At 38.9% G+C, this 18,149-nt stretch carries 14 protein-coding genes; 11 read left to right on the top strand and 3 right to left on the bottom strand.

The window, feature by feature from the left end:
* Positions 1 to 298 precede the first annotated feature (298 nt).
* Together yfcC and BAU15_RS04420 are read left to right on the top strand one after the other, a co-directional pair.
* On the top strand, positions 299 to 2,026 hold the full coding sequence (gene yfcC / locus BAU15_RS04425) for a putative basic amino acid antiporter YfcC (RefSeq protein ID WP_420022117.1): 1,728 nt from the start codon (positions 299 to 301) through the stop codon (positions 2,024 to 2,026).
* Positions 2,027 to 2,320: 294 nt separating this feature from the next.
* Positions 2,321 to 3,793 (top strand): AcpB/EbpR/MafR family transcriptional regulator, encoded by a 1,473-nt coding sequence (locus BAU15_RS04420; protein ID WP_161841560.1) that lies wholly within the window; start codon positions 2,321 to 2,323, stop codon positions 3,791 to 3,793.
* A 163-nt stretch (positions 3,794 to 3,956) separates the two neighbouring features.
* On the opposite strand, the gene BAU15_RS04415 is transcribed toward BAU15_RS04420, so the two are convergent.
* Complete coding sequence (locus BAU15_RS04415; RefSeq protein WP_161841559.1) at positions 3,957 to 4,427, bottom strand: helix-turn-helix transcriptional regulator; 471 nt, start codon at positions 4,425 to 4,427, stop codon at positions 3,957 to 3,959.
* Positions 4,428 to 4,657: 230 nt separating this feature from the next.
* On the opposite strand from BAU15_RS04415, the gene BAU15_RS04410 reads away from it, so the two are divergent.
* From BAU15_RS04410 to BAU15_RS04400, 3 genes are all read left to right on the top strand, one after another.
* A complete protein-coding gene (locus tag BAU15_RS04410) occupies positions 4,658 to 5,701 on the top strand; it encodes an aldose epimerase family protein (RefSeq protein WP_337247986.1) in 1,044 nt (347 codons plus the stop codon).
* A 228-nt stretch (positions 5,702 to 5,929) separates the two neighbouring features.
* On the top strand, positions 5,930 to 6,535 hold the full coding sequence (locus tag BAU15_RS04405) for an alpha/beta hydrolase (RefSeq protein WP_161841557.1): 606 nt from the start codon (positions 5,930 to 5,932) through the stop codon (positions 6,533 to 6,535).
* Between the two features lie 71 nt (positions 6,536 to 6,606).
* Entirely contained in the window at positions 6,607 to 6,825 is a 219-nt protein-coding gene (locus BAU15_RS04400) for a CsbD family protein (protein WP_161841556.1), read from the top strand.
* Between the two features lie 68 nt (positions 6,826 to 6,893).
* Here BAU15_RS04400 and BAU15_RS04395 read toward each other — a convergent pair whose 3' ends face one another.
* Positions 6,894 to 7,985, bottom strand: a complete 1,092-nt coding sequence (locus BAU15_RS04395; RefSeq protein ID WP_161841555.1) for an AraC family transcriptional regulator — start codon at positions 7,983 to 7,985, stop codon at positions 6,894 to 6,896.
* Between the two features lie 180 nt (positions 7,986 to 8,165).
* Here BAU15_RS04395 and BAU15_RS04390 point away from each other — a divergent pair, with 180 nt between their 5' ends.
* From BAU15_RS04390 to BAU15_RS04370, 5 genes are all read left to right on the top strand, one after another.
* Positions 8,166 to 9,587 (top strand): 6-phospho-beta-glucosidase, encoded by a 1,422-nt coding sequence (locus tag BAU15_RS04390; protein WP_161841554.1) that lies wholly within the window; start codon positions 8,166 to 8,168, stop codon positions 9,585 to 9,587.
* Positions 9,584 to 10,333 (top strand): ChbG/HpnK family deacetylase, encoded by a 750-nt coding sequence (locus BAU15_RS04385; RefSeq protein ID WP_161841553.1) that lies wholly within the window; start codon positions 9,584 to 9,586, stop codon positions 10,331 to 10,333. Before BAU15_RS04390 ends, BAU15_RS04385 begins: the two co-directional genes overlap by 4 nt.
* Before the next feature lie 15 nt (positions 10,334 to 10,348).
* The gene (locus BAU15_RS04380; protein ID WP_161841552.1) at positions 10,349 to 11,608 is read left to right on the top strand and encodes a PTS sugar transporter subunit IIC; all 1,260 of its coding nucleotides are present in this window, start codon (positions 10,349 to 10,351) and stop codon (positions 11,606 to 11,608) included.
* A gap of 182 nt (positions 11,609 to 11,790) precedes the next feature.
* On the top strand, positions 11,791 to 13,506 hold the full coding sequence (locus BAU15_RS04375) for a glycoside hydrolase family 3 protein (RefSeq protein ID WP_161841551.1): 1,716 nt from the start codon (positions 11,791 to 11,793) through the stop codon (positions 13,504 to 13,506).
* Positions 13,507 to 13,575: 69 nt separating this feature from the next.
* Positions 13,576 to 15,987, top strand: coding sequence for a glycoside hydrolase family 2 TIM barrel-domain containing protein (locus BAU15_RS04370; protein ID WP_161841550.1), 2,412 nt, complete (start codon positions 13,576 to 13,578; stop codon positions 15,985 to 15,987).
* 103 nt (positions 15,988 to 16,090) lie between these two features.
* Here BAU15_RS04370 and BAU15_RS04365 read toward each other — a convergent pair whose 3' ends face one another.
* A complete protein-coding gene (locus BAU15_RS04365; RefSeq protein WP_161841549.1) occupies positions 16,091 to 16,561 on the bottom strand; it encodes an S-ribosylhomocysteine lyase in 471 nt (156 codons plus the stop codon).
* Positions 16,562 to 16,789: 228 nt separating this feature from the next.
* Between BAU15_RS04365 and BAU15_RS04360 the strand changes: the two genes are divergently transcribed.
* Positions 16,790 to 18,040 carry a glycosyltransferase gene (locus BAU15_RS04360; RefSeq protein ID WP_161841548.1) on the top strand — a complete coding sequence of 417 codons (1,251 nt, stop codon included), beginning with the start codon at positions 16,790 to 16,792 and terminating at the stop codon, positions 18,038 to 18,040.
* Positions 18,041 to 18,149: the final 109 nt, after the last annotated feature.

The raw sequence follows: 18,149 nt of genomic DNA, 5'->3' as shown, positions 1-18,149 counted from the left end.
TAATCTGAGATGGAAGTGAATGAATAGCAAGACGGAGATGCGCATCGATGAGATACGTGTTTCTGTCTTCTTTCTTTTACTAGTTTAGCTGAATTGCTTGTTAGAAATTTTTACAGAGTTTTTTTTCTAGGAAATATCAGATAATTGAAGAATAAAAATTCGATTTTTTTAGTAAATTCACATGTTTCTGCTTAAGAAATCATGCTATAATTTGTAATGGTTTTTGAGTTTTTATGCAAAAAGCAATTATTTTTGAATATAGAAGATGAATAGGAGGCAATAAAAATTGGAAGAAAAAATGGAAACAGTGAAGCCAAAAAAAGACTTCACTAAAATGCGCACACCGCATACGTATGTGATTATTTTTGGTGTCGTGATTGTTGCATGGATCCTGACGTTTTTGGTTCCAGCAGGGAAGTTCAGCACGCAGGATATTGAATACAAGGATGCGAATGGTGAGACTAGTACAAGAACTGTCTTGCGCCAGGATTCATTTCGTTATGATTATCCGTTAGATAAAGGGTATGTGTTTGATCAACTGGAGGATTTAGCACAGAATCCTGAGGAGATGCAGGCGCTGGAAGTTCCTGAAGAAGGCTTGTCTGCTTTACTCTCTGAAGGGGAAAAAGGAGTCACGCAAGAGAAGCTAGATGAGCTTGCGCTGACAGATGATGTGCTGTATGACGAATATGGCATGAAAATTTATGATACGTCGGAAAAGTTGCATAAGACTGCTAAAATTTGGGGGACGGATGATTTTAACGGCTTCGGTTTCTTGAATTTCATTTTTGAAGGCTTGGTTTCAGGTGATAAATATGGTTCGGCAGTGGGGATTGCTGCACTGATTTTAGTGGTGGGTGGTTCATTCGGAATTATCATGAAAACAGGCGCAATCGACGCAGGGATTTTTGCGTTTATTAGCCGGACTAAAGGATTGGAACGTTTGGCTTTACCACTCTTGTTCTTTGCATTTTCATTCGGTGGGGCAACCTTCGGGATGGCAGAGGAAGTTATTCCGTTTTCGATGGTGATGGTGCCATTTGTGATTGCCTTGGGTTATGATTCGATTGTCGCGGTGACGGTCACCTATGTGGCTTCGCAGATTGGGAATGCCACCTCGTGGATGAGCCCATTTAGCGTAGCCGTAGCTCAGGGAATTGCGGGGATTCCAGTCTTATCTGGAGCCACATTCCGCTTGATTATGTGGGTGATTGTGACAGGACTTTCTGCTGGTTACATGATGTTTTATGCAGAGAAGGTTCGTAAAAATCCAGAGGCTTCATTAACGCATAAATCAGATCAATATTTCAGAGATCATATTAAGAAAACAGCTGAGGATAAAGTGGCCTTTACTTTAGGTCACAAATTAATTCTGGTTGAGATGTTGGTTGTTTTAATTTGGATTGTCTGGGGCGTTACGCAAAAAGGTTATTATATTCCAGAAATTGCTTCACAATTTTTCGTGATGGGCTTAGTTTCAGGAATTATTGCGGTTATTTTCAAATTAAATGATATGCGAATTAATGATATCGCAACAGCCTTCCAGTCAGGTGCTGCAGATTTAGCAGGTACGGCGATTGTTGTCGGTATGGCTAAAGGAATTCTACTGGTTTTAGGTGGATCTGATGCCAATGTTCCTTCTGCGCTTAACACGATTTTACACAGTATTGGTAATTTATTAACCGGTGTGCCTGCCATGGTTGGCGCGTGGGTAATGTATATTTTCCAAAGTTTATTCAATCTGGTTGTTACCTCAAATTCCGGTCAAGCAGCGTTAACGATGCCGATTATGGCGCCGTTGGCTGACTTAGTAGGTGTTCCTAGACAGATTGCGGTCTTGGCTTATCAATTAGGGGCCGGCTTTGTCGATGCTTTTACACCCGTTTCTGCAAGTTTAATTGGGGTCTTAGGTGTCGCACGGATTGAGTGGGCAAAATGGGCTCGATTCCAAATTAAAATGCAAGCTTTCTTATTTGTATTAGGTACAATCTTTATCATGATTGCGATTGCCATCGGTTTACAATAAGCCAATCGGTCATGCCAAATTCAGCGCTTTAATCAGCTCTGTATAGGGCTGTATAATGAATGCTCATTCGTTTAATTCTCATCCTTGATGGACAAATCCAGTATTTGTTTGTCGAGGGTGAGTTTTTTTGCTTGGTGAAAAAGGGGAAGAGAAGTAGCACGAAAAAGGTGGGTAATTTTAGCTAATTTTGGCTGGGGAATTGTCAATAAAATAAAAAAGTTTATATCATTTTACTTATGATTTGAATAATGATTTAATGAAATTAACTATATCTGACTAAAGGAGGGATGCTTTATGGTATGGATAGAAGTTAATGAGCGAATCGAATTAGAACTTTTAGAACGAATTGATCGTCAAGTTGTGCCTTATACAATTGAAGGGATTACAAAAGAAACGGAGCATTCCCGGAATACTGTGCGCAAATACTTAGAGATGTTAGAAACTCAAATTAATACATATTTTGATCCAGAGGATATTATGCTGAAGGTCAATAATCAAAAAATCGATTATTTCCGTAGTCGAAATTTTTGCGTTCAGCGAGTGGTGCTGTCTATTTTAGAGGAGAATTTGACCATGAATCTAGTGGAACAATTCTTATTTGATGAATTTGTTTCTTTAGAACAATTTTGTCAAGAGCACTACGTGAGTCATTCTTCGATGCGCCGTAAGTTAAAGAAAGTGAATGAGTTCTTGAAGACGAAGCAGTTGAGGATTTCGTTGGTAGAGCGAACGGTGATTGGTAGGGAAGAGGATGTTCGGCATTTTTATTATCAGCTATATTGGTCAGTTTTTCGGGGAGTAAAGTGGCCATTTCCGCATATTGATCGCGACAGTATTTTACAGGCAATCGATACCATAGAAAAGAAGCTATCGCTATCTTTTAGGCCGAGTGCCAAGGAAAAGTTTGCTTATTTCTATGCTATTAGTGCGATTCGCCGAAAGCAAGGACACACGGTGAGACTAGAGATTGCTATTTCTGAGTTTATGAAGACGAATCCATTTTATAAGCCGTTAAAAGAAGTTATTGGACAGCTTTATTTGGGTAAACAGATTCTCGTCAATGAATCGGAGCTGTTGTCAGTCTTGATTGTGCTGCAGGTGACACCGGGGATTGAGGACAAGATTAGTCCGTGGAATAGCGTGCTACTTCAACATAGGGAGCAGAATACGTCGATGTATCAAGTGAGTCAATTTTGGATTCACTCATTTGAGCACTTTTTTGATTTGTCGTTTCCCGAAGAGAATAAAGATGAGATTTTGCAAAAATTGATTCGTTGTCATTATCGGACGTATTTATTGCGTCATGATATTGATTTTATTCCTCATTATAAATATTCGGATGAATTAAGAGATACTTTGCCTATTTTCAATCGGCAACTGGAGGAATTCTTTACATTTTTACAAAAATCGCCTTATAAAGAGACTTTTATTAATAAAGAATTTCTGTTTCCGCGTTACGCATTAATTGCCCTGAAGCATTTAAATCTAGTCGAAAAAGAGAAGCAGATTGTGTTGGCAATAGAGACCGATTCCTCAAAAGTTTTCGAAGATCTGATTAAAGAGAAAATCGTGATTTCATTTGGCGGGCAGTATGATTTCAAATATGTGAAATCTTCAGAACCTCACGATTTGTTGATTGCTAATTATCCTCTTGAGGGAGCGGATCCAGAAAAAACAATCTATATTCGCTCAGAAATAAATACACGCGATTGGCTGATTTTAGGTGAAGAATTTGCTGCACTGATCAAAAGAAAACAAAAGAAGTAATCATGCGTTCTGAGGTAGGGCGAGTTTCACTAGAGGAGAGTAGATTGAGTCCTCTTTTGGCTCAAATTAACTTAATAAAATAAAGATAATCGCATAAATTTCCTTTTGAAACGGCTGGTTTCAGAGGAGATTTATGCGATTATTTATTTGATAATTATACGGGTTATTCCGGAAATTTATCATAAAGAATATAGGTAGCTAAGAAAGAAAATGCTAGACTTAGGATGAGTATGAGGGTAGAACCAATCTCCCGAGCGGCTCTAATGCCGATGCCAGCTAAGGTCAACATGATAGCCAATGTTACGATATGCTTTACAACGTTAGAGCTGAAAAGCTTTTTCTGAGACTTCTTCTTCTCTAATAGTTCCATTCTATGTAGGTTGATGGGTGCTTCTATTGGCTCGTTTTCCTTCACTAATTCCTGCAGTGGTACGCCATACAAATGGCTCAATAAGACCAAGTTAAGTCTATCAGGTTGCGCTTGCCCAGTTTCCCAATCGAAGATAACTTGTTTGGAAATGTCCAATTCTGCGACAACATCTATTTGAGAGAAGCCAGCTTCTTTTCGATAGTAGCTCAATTTTCGTGCTAAGTTCATCGCCATCACCTCGGTTGTTTTAGTTGAATTAATCATAACATATGTTTTTATTAAAAAGATGCTTTCTGTAAAAAATGCGGATTGTTCATCATTGCTGGTCCAAGGAATTAGAGGATAATAGGGCGTTGTCCAGTCTTTTCGTTTGATTACAAGCGATGGCTGAAAGGTGTTTCAGCTTAGCGAATTGAGTAAGTTTATTTTTTTGATTAAAAGGCTAAATGATTGGCGGGAAATATGGTAGACTAGAGATAAAATAAATAGTTGAGGTGGAAAAATTGAAAATTAGTCAACAGTCGTTCGGTGAAAAAGCAGGTTTATTTATTTTAGAAAATGACAACGGATACAAATTAGAAGTGACGGATTTTGGTGCGCGCGTGGTTAACTTTAAAGTACCTACTAAAAATGGTGAAAAGAATATCGTGTTAGGCTTTGATTCAGCCGAGGAATATCTGGAAAAAGATACCTATATCGGCGCAACTATCGGACGTGTTGCGGGGCGTATCTCGAAAGGTTTTTTCACAATTGATGGGACTAACTATCAAGTGGAAACGCAACCGGAGCACGGCAATACACTGCATGGTGGCCCGCATAGTTTCGAGGAGGTTTATTGGGCAGCTGAAACGGCAATCGACGAACAGGGTGTGCACGTGACTTTTTCTTATACAAGTCCAGATGGTGAAAAGGGCTTTCCTGGCGAGTTGGCAGTCAGCGTCACTTATACCTTGAATAATGCCAATGAATGGCGTCTGAACTATCAAGCAAAAACGACTAAAGCAACGTTATTTAATCCGACCAATCATGTGTATTTCAATTTGACAGGGGATGTTACTCAAGCGACTGATACCCACAAATTGCAAGTAGCAGCAGATAAATTCGTAGTGGTGGGCGATGATACCACAGCGACTGGCGAGATTCGTTCAGTAGCAGGCACGCCGTTTGATTTCCAAAAAGCACAAGAAATGACGCAGGCTTATGCGGCGGATTATCAACAAAATGTCTTGGTTGGTGGTTTGGATCATCCATTTGTTCTTTCAGCTGATGCTAAAGCACCTCAGGCAACGATCAGTTCGCCTGACGACAGTATCAAAGTTGAAATGACGACAACTGAACCATCTGTAGTTATTTTTACGGCGCAATTTGGTGAAAAAGCACCAATCATGCGTGGCGAAAAGTTAGCTCAACATGGTGGAATCACGCTAGAAACGCAAGTGATGCCAGGAGCGATTGAATTTGAAGGCTTCGGCGACATTGTCCTTCAACCAACGGAAACATTCACTTCAGAAACGGTTTATAAAGTGATTGCTGAGTAATTCTTAGTTAAGACAGCATTCGAACTTAGTTGACGATAAAAAATGGAACGTCTGAAGCAAATTGTTTTGGGCGTTTCTTTGTCTGTTGTTATTGGATGGTATTATTATTAGTTAGTATTTCTTTTGTTTCATGTTGTCTAGCGAAAGCAGTCTAAGCGGAATACTTGTGGCAAAAGTGAAAACATGGTAACTTGAACTTATTAAAAGTAAGTAAAAGAAGGTGTCTAGATGGATTATTTATTTGAAGAGGGGACAGGCAGGCATTTATTGTTGTTGCATGGTACAGGTGGCGATGAGACGTCGTTAGTTTCGGTGGCGCGTCTTTTGGACAAAGAAGCAACTATTCTGTCTTTTCGAGGAGCGGTACAGGAGCAGGGCATGAATCGTTTCTTCAAAAGAAATGGCTTGAATCAATTTGATTATCAGAGTTTAGATGAGGAAAGTGACCGGCTGTTAGCAGAAATTTATCGACTGAGTGAAGAAAAAGGCATCGATATAGCAGACTGGGTCATTGTCGGCTACTCAAATGGCGCGAATATCGCGGCGTATTTTATGATGGAACGGGAAACGCGTTTAGATAAGGCAATATTGCTCCATCCGATGTCATTGGGGCATAAAAAAAGTGCGAGAGTCTTAGCAGACAAGAACATCTGGCTCTCTTTTGGTGAAGGCGATCCGATTGTCGAAAAAGCTGTCTTTGAAGAGCTAGTAACAAACTTCAGAGAGCAAGGCGCAAACGTTGCGGTGGAAGTCACGGAAACAGGACACCAAGTGGCGATGCCAGAGTTAAATTCTGCCAAAAAATGGTTAGAAGAACAGGCCTGGAATTTGTAAGTGCTTTTCTTTGTTTCCGTCCTGAGACCGTGCTATCCTTTATATATAAAGAATAAAGGAGGAATTTTGAAATGGCAGATTTAGACAAACGTGCAAATGATGCAAAAGACAAAGTGGTCGGTGAAGCAAAAGAAGCATACGGAAAAGCAACCGATGACAAAAGCAAAGAGTTAGAAGGTAAAGCTCAATCCTTTGGTGCAGATGTCAAAGAAAAAGCGCGCGATTTAGGCGACGACATCAAAGAAGGTTTTGACAACGTCAAAGATAAATTCAAAAAAGACAACAAATAAAATAACTCAGTGAGAAGCGGGAGACTAAGGTCTTTCGCTTCTTTTTTTGTTTTTCATTTAATCTTATTTTAAGACATCGACAGTATTTTTTTTCTGTATTTTGAAGGGGTTATATTATTGAATTTTTTAAAAGTTCTACTAAAGTGATCGACGCTCCCATATCCAAGACCTCCAGCAATATCAGCTATAGATAGATTAGTAGTTGTAAGATAGATTTTTGCATTTTCCATTCTAATATTTGTAATGATCTGTGAAAATGATAGTCCAATATTTTCTTTTATGAAGTTACTTAAATACGAACTATTATAGTGAAAATGTGCAGCTAATGATGATAAAGAAACAGTCGTGTAATTTTTCTCTATGTAGGATAATATCTGATAGGCATGTTGCTGCAGATCATCAAGAGGTGCATATAGAGAAAAATTATGAAAGTTACGTAACAAGCTACATATAAAAATATTTAACCATGAAAGGGTTACTTTTGAAGAGTATTTGTCACTAGTAGAATAGCTTTCAGAAATAATATTTTTTACACAATTGAGCAAGGTTTGATTTTCTTTAGCTTCGAATAAAAGATAGTTAGTTGTAAGATCTTTACTAAATAAGATGTTATACACGAATTTGGAAATCAAATCGAATTCTTCTTCTTGATTATTCAAAATACCTTGTAATACCTTATTTCTTACAAAGATATTAATGACGAAATCATCGTTTCCGATTTCGATATCGTGCTTAGATGTCGGCGAGATAAAACAAACCATACCTTCTTTTAGTAAAACTTGCTTATTCTCAAATATTAAAGTAGCTTGTCCTTTAACTATATAATCTATTTCTATGCAATCGTGATCATGGAGTTCGATTTTTATTTGGTTAAGTTGCTTAATGGCAAAAATATTTTTATTAGAAGGTATGAGTGAGCTATCTTCTTTTTTTTGATTATTTAAAGGGGATAGTAATGTATCTAGTGAAGTTTTAGTATTATTAATTTCAGCTATAAGGGGATTATTGTCCTCAAATATAATTTGATCTTTGACTAAACTTTCATAATTATTTTTTAAGTAAGCAGTCAATGTTTTATAACTGACATTATCATTTGTTCTTTTAGCTAAAAGATTAATAGTATTTTGTACTGTTCCGAGACTAATCTTATTTTCATTCATATCAATTATCCTTTCCATTGAGCTATAAACAGTATATCATGTCAAAAGATTCTCACCTAAAAAAAAGTCGGTTTCTTCTAAATTTACTACATAGAAGTTCCATATATTATTCTTTATACTAAGCATAACAAATCGATTTGGAAAGAATAGAAAATATAAATTGTTGCTGGAGGCGAAGGAATGAATGGGAATTTTTTATGGGGTGGAGCATCTGCTGCTAATCAATGTGAAGGAGCTTATTTAAAGGATGGAAAAGGGTTGAGCATCATGGATGTTATGACCGGAGGCTCAAAAGAAAGTAAAAGAAAAATTACGAATGGAATTAAATCGGAATACTATTATCCGAATCATGATGGAAATAGATTTTATGATCATTATAAAGAAGATATTGCATTGATGGGGGAGATGGGCTTTAAATGTTATCGTATGTCAATTGCTTGGACAAGAATTTTCCCCAATGGGGATGAAGAATCTCCGAATGAAGCTGGTTTGACATTTTATGAAAATGTTTTCAAAGAATTGAAGAAATACAACATTGAACCAATAGTTACGTTATCACATTATGAAATGCCTTTGCATTTAGTTAAGGAGTATGGGTCTTGGAGAAATCGAAAAGTAATCGATTTTTTTGTCACATATGCTAAAACAGTAATGAAAAGATTTAAAAACTATGTTCAATATTGGATAACTTTTAATGAAATTAATGCGATTGAATTTATGCCATATTATCCAGCTGGACTGGTTATCCAAGAAGGAGAATCTAGGGATCAAGTTATTTATCAAGCAGCACATCATATGTTGGTTGCTAGTGCAAAGGTAGTGAGATATGCGCATGAAATCAATTCAGAAAATAAAGTTGGATGCATGGCTTTATTTGGAGTGAATTATTCAAGAACTTGTCATCCAGATGATGTCTTGAAATCGGAATTAACAAATCAAGATTTCTTAGGTATCCCAGATGTTCAAGTTTTTGGGTACTATTCTGACTATCAGCTAGCTCAATATAAAAAGAAAAATGTTATCTTAGCTATGAATACAGAAGACGAAGAAATTCTTAAATCAGGGAAAGTTGATTTTTGTTCATTTTCATATTATATGTCAATGGTGCAAGGTGAACACAGAGAAGGCGAATCCTTCGCAAAAGGGAATATGGTCGCTGGTCTTGAAAACCCTTACTTGAAAAAGAATCAATGGGGGTGGCAAATTGATCCTGTTGGCCTAAGAATTACGATGAATTACTTATATCAGAAATATCGGATACCATTATTTATTGTTGAAAATGGATTAGGAGCGGAAGACACCTTATTAGAAGATGGTTCAGTTCATGATCAATATCGAGTAGATTACTTAGAAAAACACCTATCAGAAATGAAAAAGACGGTAGAAGAAGATGGCGTCCCATTAATTGGATACACGGTTTGGGGATGTATTGATTTAGTTAGTGCTGGAAGTGGAGAAATGAAAAAGCGCTACGGTCTTGTCTATGTAGATAAGGATGATTGTGGGAAAGGAACATATAAGCGATATAAAAAGGATTCTTTTTATTGGTATAAAGAAGTGATCACATCAAATGGTAAGAATCTAGGGAGGAATGAGCTATGAAGTTAATTATGAGAGCTGATGATCTAGGATTTTCTGATGGTGTTAATTGTGGGATTCTGAAAAGTGTAGAAGCCGGGTTGATTACAAATGTAGGTTTGATGCCAAATATGGTAGAGGCAAAAAGTGGATACGAAATGATTAAAGATTATCATATTTGTTTGGGACAACATACAAATATTTGTGTAGGGAAACCAGTAGCAGACCCAAATAAGATCCCTTCACTAGTACAAGAGAATGGTGAGTTCTATTCAAGTCGGGAAATTCGTGAAAGAACCGAAGACACAATCGTGATAGAAGAGGTAGAGATAGAGATTGAAGCCCAATTAGAGCGATTCAGAAAAATTACAGGAAAAGATCCTGATTACTTTGAAGGGCACGCTATTTTTTCTGAAAAATTCTTTCAAGCATTAAGTAATGTCGCTGAAAAAAACGGATTGTTTTACATTAATCCAGTTGATAAGGAATGGTCTGATAAATATGGAATTGAATGTTCTTCATTTTATCAACTCGACAAGAATGGGTTATATGATATTGAAAAGTATATTTTTGAAGACGAAGCAGATATATTGAATAAGCAATGTGCAGTCTTGGTTTTTCACCCTGGGTACATTGATCAATACTTATTAGATAATTCAAGCTATACACTTATTAGGCCAATGGAAACAGAATTTTTATGTTCTAAAAAATTTAAAAGCTATATTAAACAAAAGAACATTCAGATTGTAGAATTTAATTCATATAGATAAAGGGGAGAATTAACAATGGAGAATAATATGTTTATTGAAAAATTATCTCGATTTGGGGATAAAATTGGCGGTAATATGTATTTACAAGCTATTTTTCAGGGCGGTTTGAGTACTTTACCAGTTATTGTTGTCGGATCATTCGCAAGTTTATTTGCAGGACTACCAATTGATGCTTGGCAGAGCTTTATTAATCAAACAGGTTTGGGAAGTGGACTTTCCATAGTTGTTAATGCAACAACTAATTTGTTGGGTTTGCTATTTACGTATGGAATTTGTAAAAAATTATCTGAAAAAATGGGGATTAAAGCGCAAATTACGCCAGTTTTGGCAATGATTACGTATATAATTCTACTTCCAGTTAGTCATTCAGCAGATGGTGCATCTGTTTTATCTTTTGATTATTTAGGATCAAAAGGAATGATTGTAGGGATTTTTATTTCGATAATAACTTGCAAATTATATAAATTTGTTATTGATAGAAACATCACACTAAAAATGCCTGAAGGAACACCAACTTATGTCTCAGATTCATTTTTGGCTTTAATACCTGCCTTTATTATTATCATTTTTGCAATGATTATTTCGATGCTAGTAAAACTAACTCCTTATGACGATATATTTAATATGATTTATTCTATTTTACAGATACCATTAACATCTATAGTAGGGACTAACCTGTTTGCTAACTCAGTACTCAATTTATTAGTTCAAGGTAACTGGGCATTAGGGATTCATCCTGGTTATTTAACAGGGGCAACTGCACCAATTATGTTTGCTCTAGACGGTGCTAACCAAGCAGCTTATGCAGCAGGTCAACAAGTTCCTAATATTATAGGGATGGCATTTTCTTATATCACAACAACTGCCACATTATATCCAGCTATCGCAGTAGCTATATTATTGTTTGCCAAATCAGGAAGACTACGGACAGTTGGTAAAGTGGCTGTAGCGCCAGCTTTCTTTGGTATCTCAGAACCATTAATTTTTGGATTACCAATTGTATTAAATCCTATCATTCTTATTCCGTGGCTAGTTGCACCAGTAATAAATTTTGTTGTAGGCTATTTCTTAGTATCAATAGGATTAGTTGCTCGAGCTGCAGGTGTCATAGTATTCAATGTACCTATGATTTTTACTGGATTATTAAATGGTAGTTATACAATATCACTAATGGAAATCGGCTTATTTGTATTGGATATTCTACTGTTCGTTCCATTCATCAAAATTCTAGATAAAAAATACGTTTCTGATGAACAACTAGATATTCAGGAATAAAGTACTAGGAGATATGATAGCTCAACGGTTAGGCTAGTCGTGAACGTATTCCGTTTCTCTATGAGTAAACGAGTAAACAATAAATTGAGTAATGGAATAATTGAGTAGAGGAGGGGATGAGCGCGAGGCCAAAGACAGGCTTGCGCTCATTCTTTCTCACAAAATAGTTGGAGGAGTAAACAATGATTGATTTAACAAAAGCACCGTATTATTTAAACGAAGCACAAATTACCTATCTTGAACAAACGATTGCCTCAATGACTGTCAGTGAAAAAATTGGGCAGCTTTTTTTTGTTATTGGTCAAGATGAAGCGATGGTGGACCTGCCAGAATTTATCAACAAATACAAACCAGGCGGAATGATGTATCGGCCAGATAAGGCTGAAAAAATAGACCGACAAGTGACGACCGCACAAACAGCTAGTAGGGTGCCTTTATTTATCTCCGCAAATTTGGAGTCTGGTGGCAATGGGATTGTGGCAGAAGGCACGTGGGTTGGCATGCCGTTACAGATTGCTGCGACGAATGAACCGAAAAATGCCTACCATTTGGGTCAGATTGCTGGGACACAGGCAAATCAAGTTGGCGTTAACATGGCTTTTGCACCGATTATTGATATTGATACTAATTTCCGGAACCCAATCACGAACACACGAACGTTTGGCAGTGATTGTGGCAAAATTAAGACGATGGCTTCAGAGCAGATTAAAGGCTTTCAAGAGGCGGATATTCTGCCGGTGATTAAGCATTTTCCGGGCGACGGCGTCGATGAGCGGGACCAACATTTACTCAGCTCGGTCAATTCACTTTCAGCGGACGATTGGTGGAATAGCTATGGGAAATTGTATCAGGAATTTATTCAGGAGGGGATTGGCTGCGTCATGGTTGGCCATATTTATCAGCCTGCGCTCGAACGAATATTTGCCCCAGAAATCAAAGACCAGGAATTGCTACCGGCTTCTTGTTCGAAAATTTTAGTGACAGATTTATTACGAGGCGAAATGGGCTTCAATGGACTGGTGATTACTGATGCAACGCCGATGTTGGGCTACACAACGCTGATGCCGCGAGCTGAGTTATTGGTGGCGACCATTAACGCAGGCGTCGATATGCTCTTGTTCAATAAAAATATTGATGAAGATTATGCAGCGATTGAAGCAGCTTTGGCTAACGGTCAGCTTAGCTTGGCGCGCATCGAAGCATCAGTTATCCGGATTCTAGCGACTAAACTTGCCCAAGGAGTAATTGATTTAGCTCGCGGACAAGACGTCGTAGAAAGTCAGGCTATAGAAGCACGCGCTTTTCAAATTGAACCTGCTCACCAACAAATAGTCGAAGAAATTGCCAGACAATCGGTTACGTTAGTGAAGAATCGTGAAGAACATTTACCTATACTTCCTGAGAAATACCCGCGGATTCGCTTAGTGATACTTGGTGATTCTGATGAGGGAGGCTTTAAAGAAGGCGGAAAAGTTGGCGGATTGTTCAAGGACGAATTGACGGAAGCTGGTTTTGAAGTTCAGTTATACGATGCTCATAGGCTAGATTTTCACGAAGTTTTTGAAGAGGGCGTAGCGGACTTGAAGAAGAAATTTGACTTGGCTTTGTACGTGGCGAATATTGAAACGGCGAGCAATCAAACTACCACGCGTCTTCAATGGGTCCAATTGATGGCAGCAAATGCCCCATGGTTTGAAAAAGAAATCCCAACCGTTTTTGTTTCAACAGCCAATCCATATCATTTATTTGATGTGCCATATATCTCAACCTTTATCAATGCCTATACCGGAAATCCAGCAACGGTTAAAGCAACAGTCAGAAAATTGATGGGGCAAGAAACATTTGAAGGGATTAGTCCAGTTGATCCATTTTGTGGCGACATGTTTGCTCGATTGTAAGCAGAAATCAGTGGAATCAACGGAACTGGGAGAAAGCACAGAAAGCAAAAGAAAGTAAGAGGGATAGTTATGAGAAGAAGAGGATTAAATGAAGATTGGCAATTTCATTTGGGCGCCATCGATGAGCCGATGAAGACCGTCAGAAAAGCTGGCGCGATTGGCGGATTAACTGCACCACTTGCCGACGAAGAAGGAGAAGTGGTTCTGACGGGAGCTGGCGGCGAACATTTTTTGCGGCTGATTGCCCAAGGGAATCGCGACAAGGGTTTGGCGATGTTGGCTGGTACCGAGTTATCGGGTCAGCTTTCTGAGGACTGGCAAACGGTGGATGTGCCACACGATTGGAAAAATCAGTTGCCGTACGTTAATAATCCGGCGCTTTTAATGAGTGGTTCTAAGCCGGATGGTATTGGCTATTATCGGAAAACCTTTACACTTTCTGAAGATGTCTCTGACAAGGAACAGGTTATGCTACATTTTGATGGCGTGATGCGAATGGCTTCAGTGTGGTTGAATGGGATTTTTCTAGGGGATCATTACAGTGGATATTCGGATTTTTCTTTTGATATTACCGAACTTGCACGTTACGGTGAGGAAGGCCTCAATGTACTGTTGGTGAAGGTTGATACAACGACAGGTGCTGAGGGTTGGTGGTATGAAGGCGCTGGGATTTATAAAGAAGTCTATTTGGAATTTCTGCCGAAGGTCCGAATCGATCCGCAGGCGACATTTATCGAAACGAAGCGTCTAGAGGAGAAAAAAGCTTATCTATCTGTCTCAGTCGGTGTGCTGAATCAGAGTTTTGATGATGCAGATCAACTGACGATTAAGAGCCGTCTTTCAGGACACACGGAATGGCTAGAAGATTCCATTGCAGCTTTGTCTTGTGGAAATTATTCCTATGAACTAACCGTTGACAATCCTAAATTGTGGTCGCCGGAAAGCCCGCATTTGTATACGGCAGAGTTTCAGTTGTTGCAGGCCGGAGAGGTCATCGATGAGTTTCACCAAACTGTCGGTATTCGCACCGTCGACTATACAGAAGCGGGTTTTTATCTAAATGGAAAACTGACTGAGTTGAGAGGCGTCTGCGAACATCAAGATTTTGGTGGCATTGGCGTGGCCTTAAACAAGGATATTCTGCGCTACAAGCTTCGTCAGATGAAGGCGATGGGCGTCAATGCTTATCGGAGTGCCCATCATTTTGCTTCGAGGGAATTATTAACGCTTTGTGATGAACTGGGGATGATTGTCATGAATGAAAATCGTATCCTTGAGTCCAGTGATTGGCGAATTGCTGAGTTAGAACGGATGGTCAAACAAACACGTCATCATCCCTCACTTTGTTTTTGGTCGTTATGTAATGAGGAAGTCATTGGCAACACACCTTTCGCCAATCGGATGGCTAAGAAGTTAGCCGCTGTTGTACGTAAAGCAACTAAGGAAAGTCTTATTGTATCCGCTGAATTATTGAATTCAGAGGGAATTGTTAATGAAGAGTATATGAGCAATTTTGATGTCAAAGGCGTCAATTACCCAGAGTCTGGCGTCAACGGGGCTGGTTTGGCTAAGTTGAAGGAAAGAAAGCCGGACGTTGCTTATCTTAGTACCGAGAGTGCTTCCTATTTTTCTACACGAGGGATTTACCAAGATGACGAGACGAAATGTCATACGTCGAATTTTGGTTCGCTGTATTCGATGGTTCTTCCTGGCAAACGAGAGCCTGGTGAGCCGGGTGCTGGCGGGACCGCGCATCCTGAAGAAGTCATGGACTTTTTAGAAAATCAGCCTTATACTGGCGGCGTGTTCTTATGGACGTTTATGGATTATTATGGTGAGCCGTCACCATTTGCCTGGCCAGGGATTAGTTCGCAATTTGGGATTAGCGATACGGTTGGTTTCGAAAAAGATTATTACTATTATTATCAAGCAAAATGGACGGCGCAACCGATGGTTCATTTGATGCCTCATTGGAATAGTGAAGGCCTCGAGCTTGATCAAGAAGGCCGGACAGAGGTGCGTGTATTTTCAAACTGTTCGGAGATTGAGTTATTCGTGAATGATCGGAGCTGTGGTAGAAAGCCAGCTGGAAAAGATTCGACAACGTGGCAGATTCCATTTGAGGCGGGTTGTCTAAAAGCAGTCGGCTATGTGGCGGATCAGCCAGTAGCTGAGACAAGTAAAGTAACCAGTGGGACAATCGATTCAGTGGCCGTTACGGAGCGATTTGATGGAGAAGAGTACACCTTAGTAGAGGTTGCTGGGCGCGATGCACAAGGAAATTTTGTCCCAATGGTTGACTCTCTGGTGACGGTCGCTTGTGAGAACGGCAAAATTATCGGTCTTGCCAATGGTAACCCAGCCGATTTGTCAGGCTTTAATCGACAAGAAAAACGATTATTCTCCGGTAAGTTACTCGCCGTTGTCAAAAAAAACAAAGAGCAGCCAATTAAAGTAAGTGCTCAGCTGAAGCAGCATTAAGCACGCTTTGCTGTCCAAATAAAGAATTCTTCTAGACAAAAAACGTCTACTGCCAAAAATATCGGCGGTAGACGTTTTTCCTTGCCACACTATATGTGGACGATTAGCGTGGGTTGAGGATTCTTTCGAAAGGATCACTGCTGATGCCTGCTTCAAGGACTTGTTTGGCATATTCTTGAGCAGAAAATAGCGAATGGTCACGGTAGTTGCCGCATTCTTTTGCTGAAACTGCCGGAACAAAATCAGTGCCTATCACGTGCTCTTTTAGCACGATTTCTAGCGCATCACGGACTTCTGTTGGTGTATGCTCGCCCCAAACAATCAAATAGAAGCCAGTGCGGCAGCCCATTGGCGAAATATCAATAATGCCTTCGATTTGATCTCTAAGATTAATCGCTAATAGATGTTCTAATGTATGTAGAGCAGAAGTTGGGATTGCCTCTTTGTTAGGTTGTAAAAAACGCAAATCATATTTTTGGATTAAGACGCCCTGATTTGTTTCGCTTCCTGCTAAACGAACATAGGGTGCTTTCACTTTATTGTGGTCTAATTCAAAACTTTCGACACGAGCCATTTGTTTTCCTCCTAAAATGTTGTAATCTCAGCTACTATAGCAAAAATCGAAGCGTCTTTCAATAGTAGAAAATACGGTTGAAGAATTGGAGAGGCCTGATGGTGAGGGTGGAAATAAGTCTGAGTGCTGAGTCAAAAAAACACCTGTGTTTATTTATTAGATTTTTCTTCAAATCGTTGTTTTATGCCAATACGACTGTTATACTCAAAGAAAAAATTGTGCTGGGAGATGAGTATGAGAAAAGTAGGTAAAACGAATGTTGTTTTTGATGTGTTGTTGGTGTTCGCTTTATTACTGGCGATTTTTCTAGTAAGAAGTTATGGAGACGAAACGTACATATGGTTCCAGATGCTGATTTCTTTGAATTTTGGCTATTTGTTATTTAAAGTTTTTGTTTCGTTTTTTTATAAACCGATACATGGTGAATCTGATGAATTGAAAGTAACGGCGATTATTCCGTGTTATAACGAGACACTGGATGCGATAGAAAAATCAATTGATTCACTTGTTAAACAAAGTGTGCAGGTGGATGAGATTATTTTTATCGATGATGGCAGCGAGAGTAGGGAATGCTTCGATTTTCTATCGTCTTACCAACAGACGGATATCCCGATTGTGGTACATCGATTTGAAGAAAATAAAGGCAAGAAAGAGGCCATCGTCTGGGGCATTGCCCATGCGAAAAATGAATTGTTATTGATGCTCGATTCTGATGGAGAGCTAAAAATAAATGCGGTGGAAGAGCTACGTAAGCCATTTTCTAATGAGAATGTTGGCACTGTCTGTGGCAGAATTATGGTGAGGAATTATAAGGCCAGCTACTTAGCTAAAATTCAGGAAATTGTCTATTTTAATACGTTCGAGGTGGGGCGCGCTTCACAAAGTATGTTTAATAGCGTGATCGTGGCTTCTGGTGCTTTGAGTATGCACCGCAGAGCAATTTTCGATGAGCGCGCGCTGGAAACATTTAGGCGCGAACGATTCTTCGGCATTAATTGTATTGCTGGCGATGATCGTTTGTTGACTGATATCTCGAAACAAAATGGCTATGATTGTGTGTATCAAAATACGGCTGTTTGTTATACAGAAGTACCTGAAAAGCTACCAAAGTATTTCAAACAACAAGTTCGTTGGCTCAAATCAGCTTATTTACAATCGCTTTTTTCAATTAGACATTGTTGGAAGAAGCCAATCGTGTTACTTTATCAGCTCTTTGAAGCCTATCTATGGGCCTTTAATTGGCTGATGGCAATTGCCCTAGTTTTGACCATCGGTATATCTGTGACGGTCAAAATGGTTTTCGTCTGGGTGATTTATTCTTTCCTAGTCTCCCTGATTACTTCGGTTAAATATCGCCAATTTGGCTTGCGACTGTACTTGTTATCAACGTTCTATTGCTTTATTTATGGTTTTTTCATCTCAGTGACCAGGATTTATGCCTTGCTTACGCTTAAGAAAACTGGTTGGTCTACGAGATAGTTTTTCTCTGAAAATAGTGCCCTTACTTTGCCGTGTTTTACTCGTCTGAGTTGTCAGACACTGAGTAATTCTGGGCTAAAGTGGAAATGAAGTCTGTTTTTATGGTAAC

Source organism: Candidatus Enterococcus huntleyi (assembly GCF_009933175.1).
Lineage (GTDB): Bacteria > Bacillota > Bacilli > Lactobacillales > Enterococcaceae > Enterococcus_K > Enterococcus_K huntleyi.
This window is presented reverse-complemented; position numbering and strand designations above follow the sequence as displayed.

Coding starts and splice junctions, on each gene's coding strand:
- BAU15_RS04360 (WP_161841548.1), top strand. CDS start 16,790: ATGAGTATGAGAAAAGTAGGTAAAACGAATGTTGTTTTTGATGTGTTG.
- BAU15_RS04420 (WP_161841560.1), top strand. CDS start 2,321: ATGGTATGGATAGAAGTTAATGAGCGAATCGAATTAGAACTTTTAGAA.
- BAU15_RS04365 (WP_161841549.1), bottom strand. CDS start 16,561: ATGGCTCGTGTCGAAAGTTTTGAATTAGACCACAATAAAGTGAAAGCA.
- BAU15_RS04380 (WP_161841552.1), top strand. CDS start 10,349: ATGGAGAATAATATGTTTATTGAAAAATTATCTCGATTTGGGGATAAA.
- BAU15_RS04395 (WP_161841555.1), bottom strand. CDS start 7,985: ATGAATGAAAATAAGATTAGTCTCGGAACAGTACAAAATACTATTAAT.
- yfcC (WP_420022117.1), top strand. CDS start 299: ATGGAAACAGTGAAGCCAAAAAAAGACTTCACTAAAATGCGCACACCG.
- BAU15_RS04415 (WP_161841559.1), bottom strand. CDS start 4,427: ATGATTAATTCAACTAAAACAACCGAGGTGATGGCGATGAACTTAGCA.
- BAU15_RS04390 (WP_161841554.1), top strand. CDS start 8,166: ATGAATGGGAATTTTTTATGGGGTGGAGCATCTGCTGCTAATCAATGT.
- BAU15_RS04385 (WP_161841553.1), top strand. CDS start 9,584: ATGAAGTTAATTATGAGAGCTGATGATCTAGGATTTTCTGATGGTGTT.
- BAU15_RS04375 (WP_161841551.1), top strand. CDS start 11,791: ATGATTGATTTAACAAAAGCACCGTATTATTTAAACGAAGCACAAATT.
- BAU15_RS04400 (WP_161841556.1), top strand. CDS start 6,607: ATGGCAGATTTAGACAAACGTGCAAATGATGCAAAAGACAAAGTGGTC.
- BAU15_RS04405 (WP_161841557.1), top strand. CDS start 5,930: ATGGATTATTTATTTGAAGAGGGGACAGGCAGGCATTTATTGTTGTTG.
- BAU15_RS04370 (WP_161841550.1), top strand. CDS start 13,576: ATGAGAAGAAGAGGATTAAATGAAGATTGGCAATTTCATTTGGGCGCC.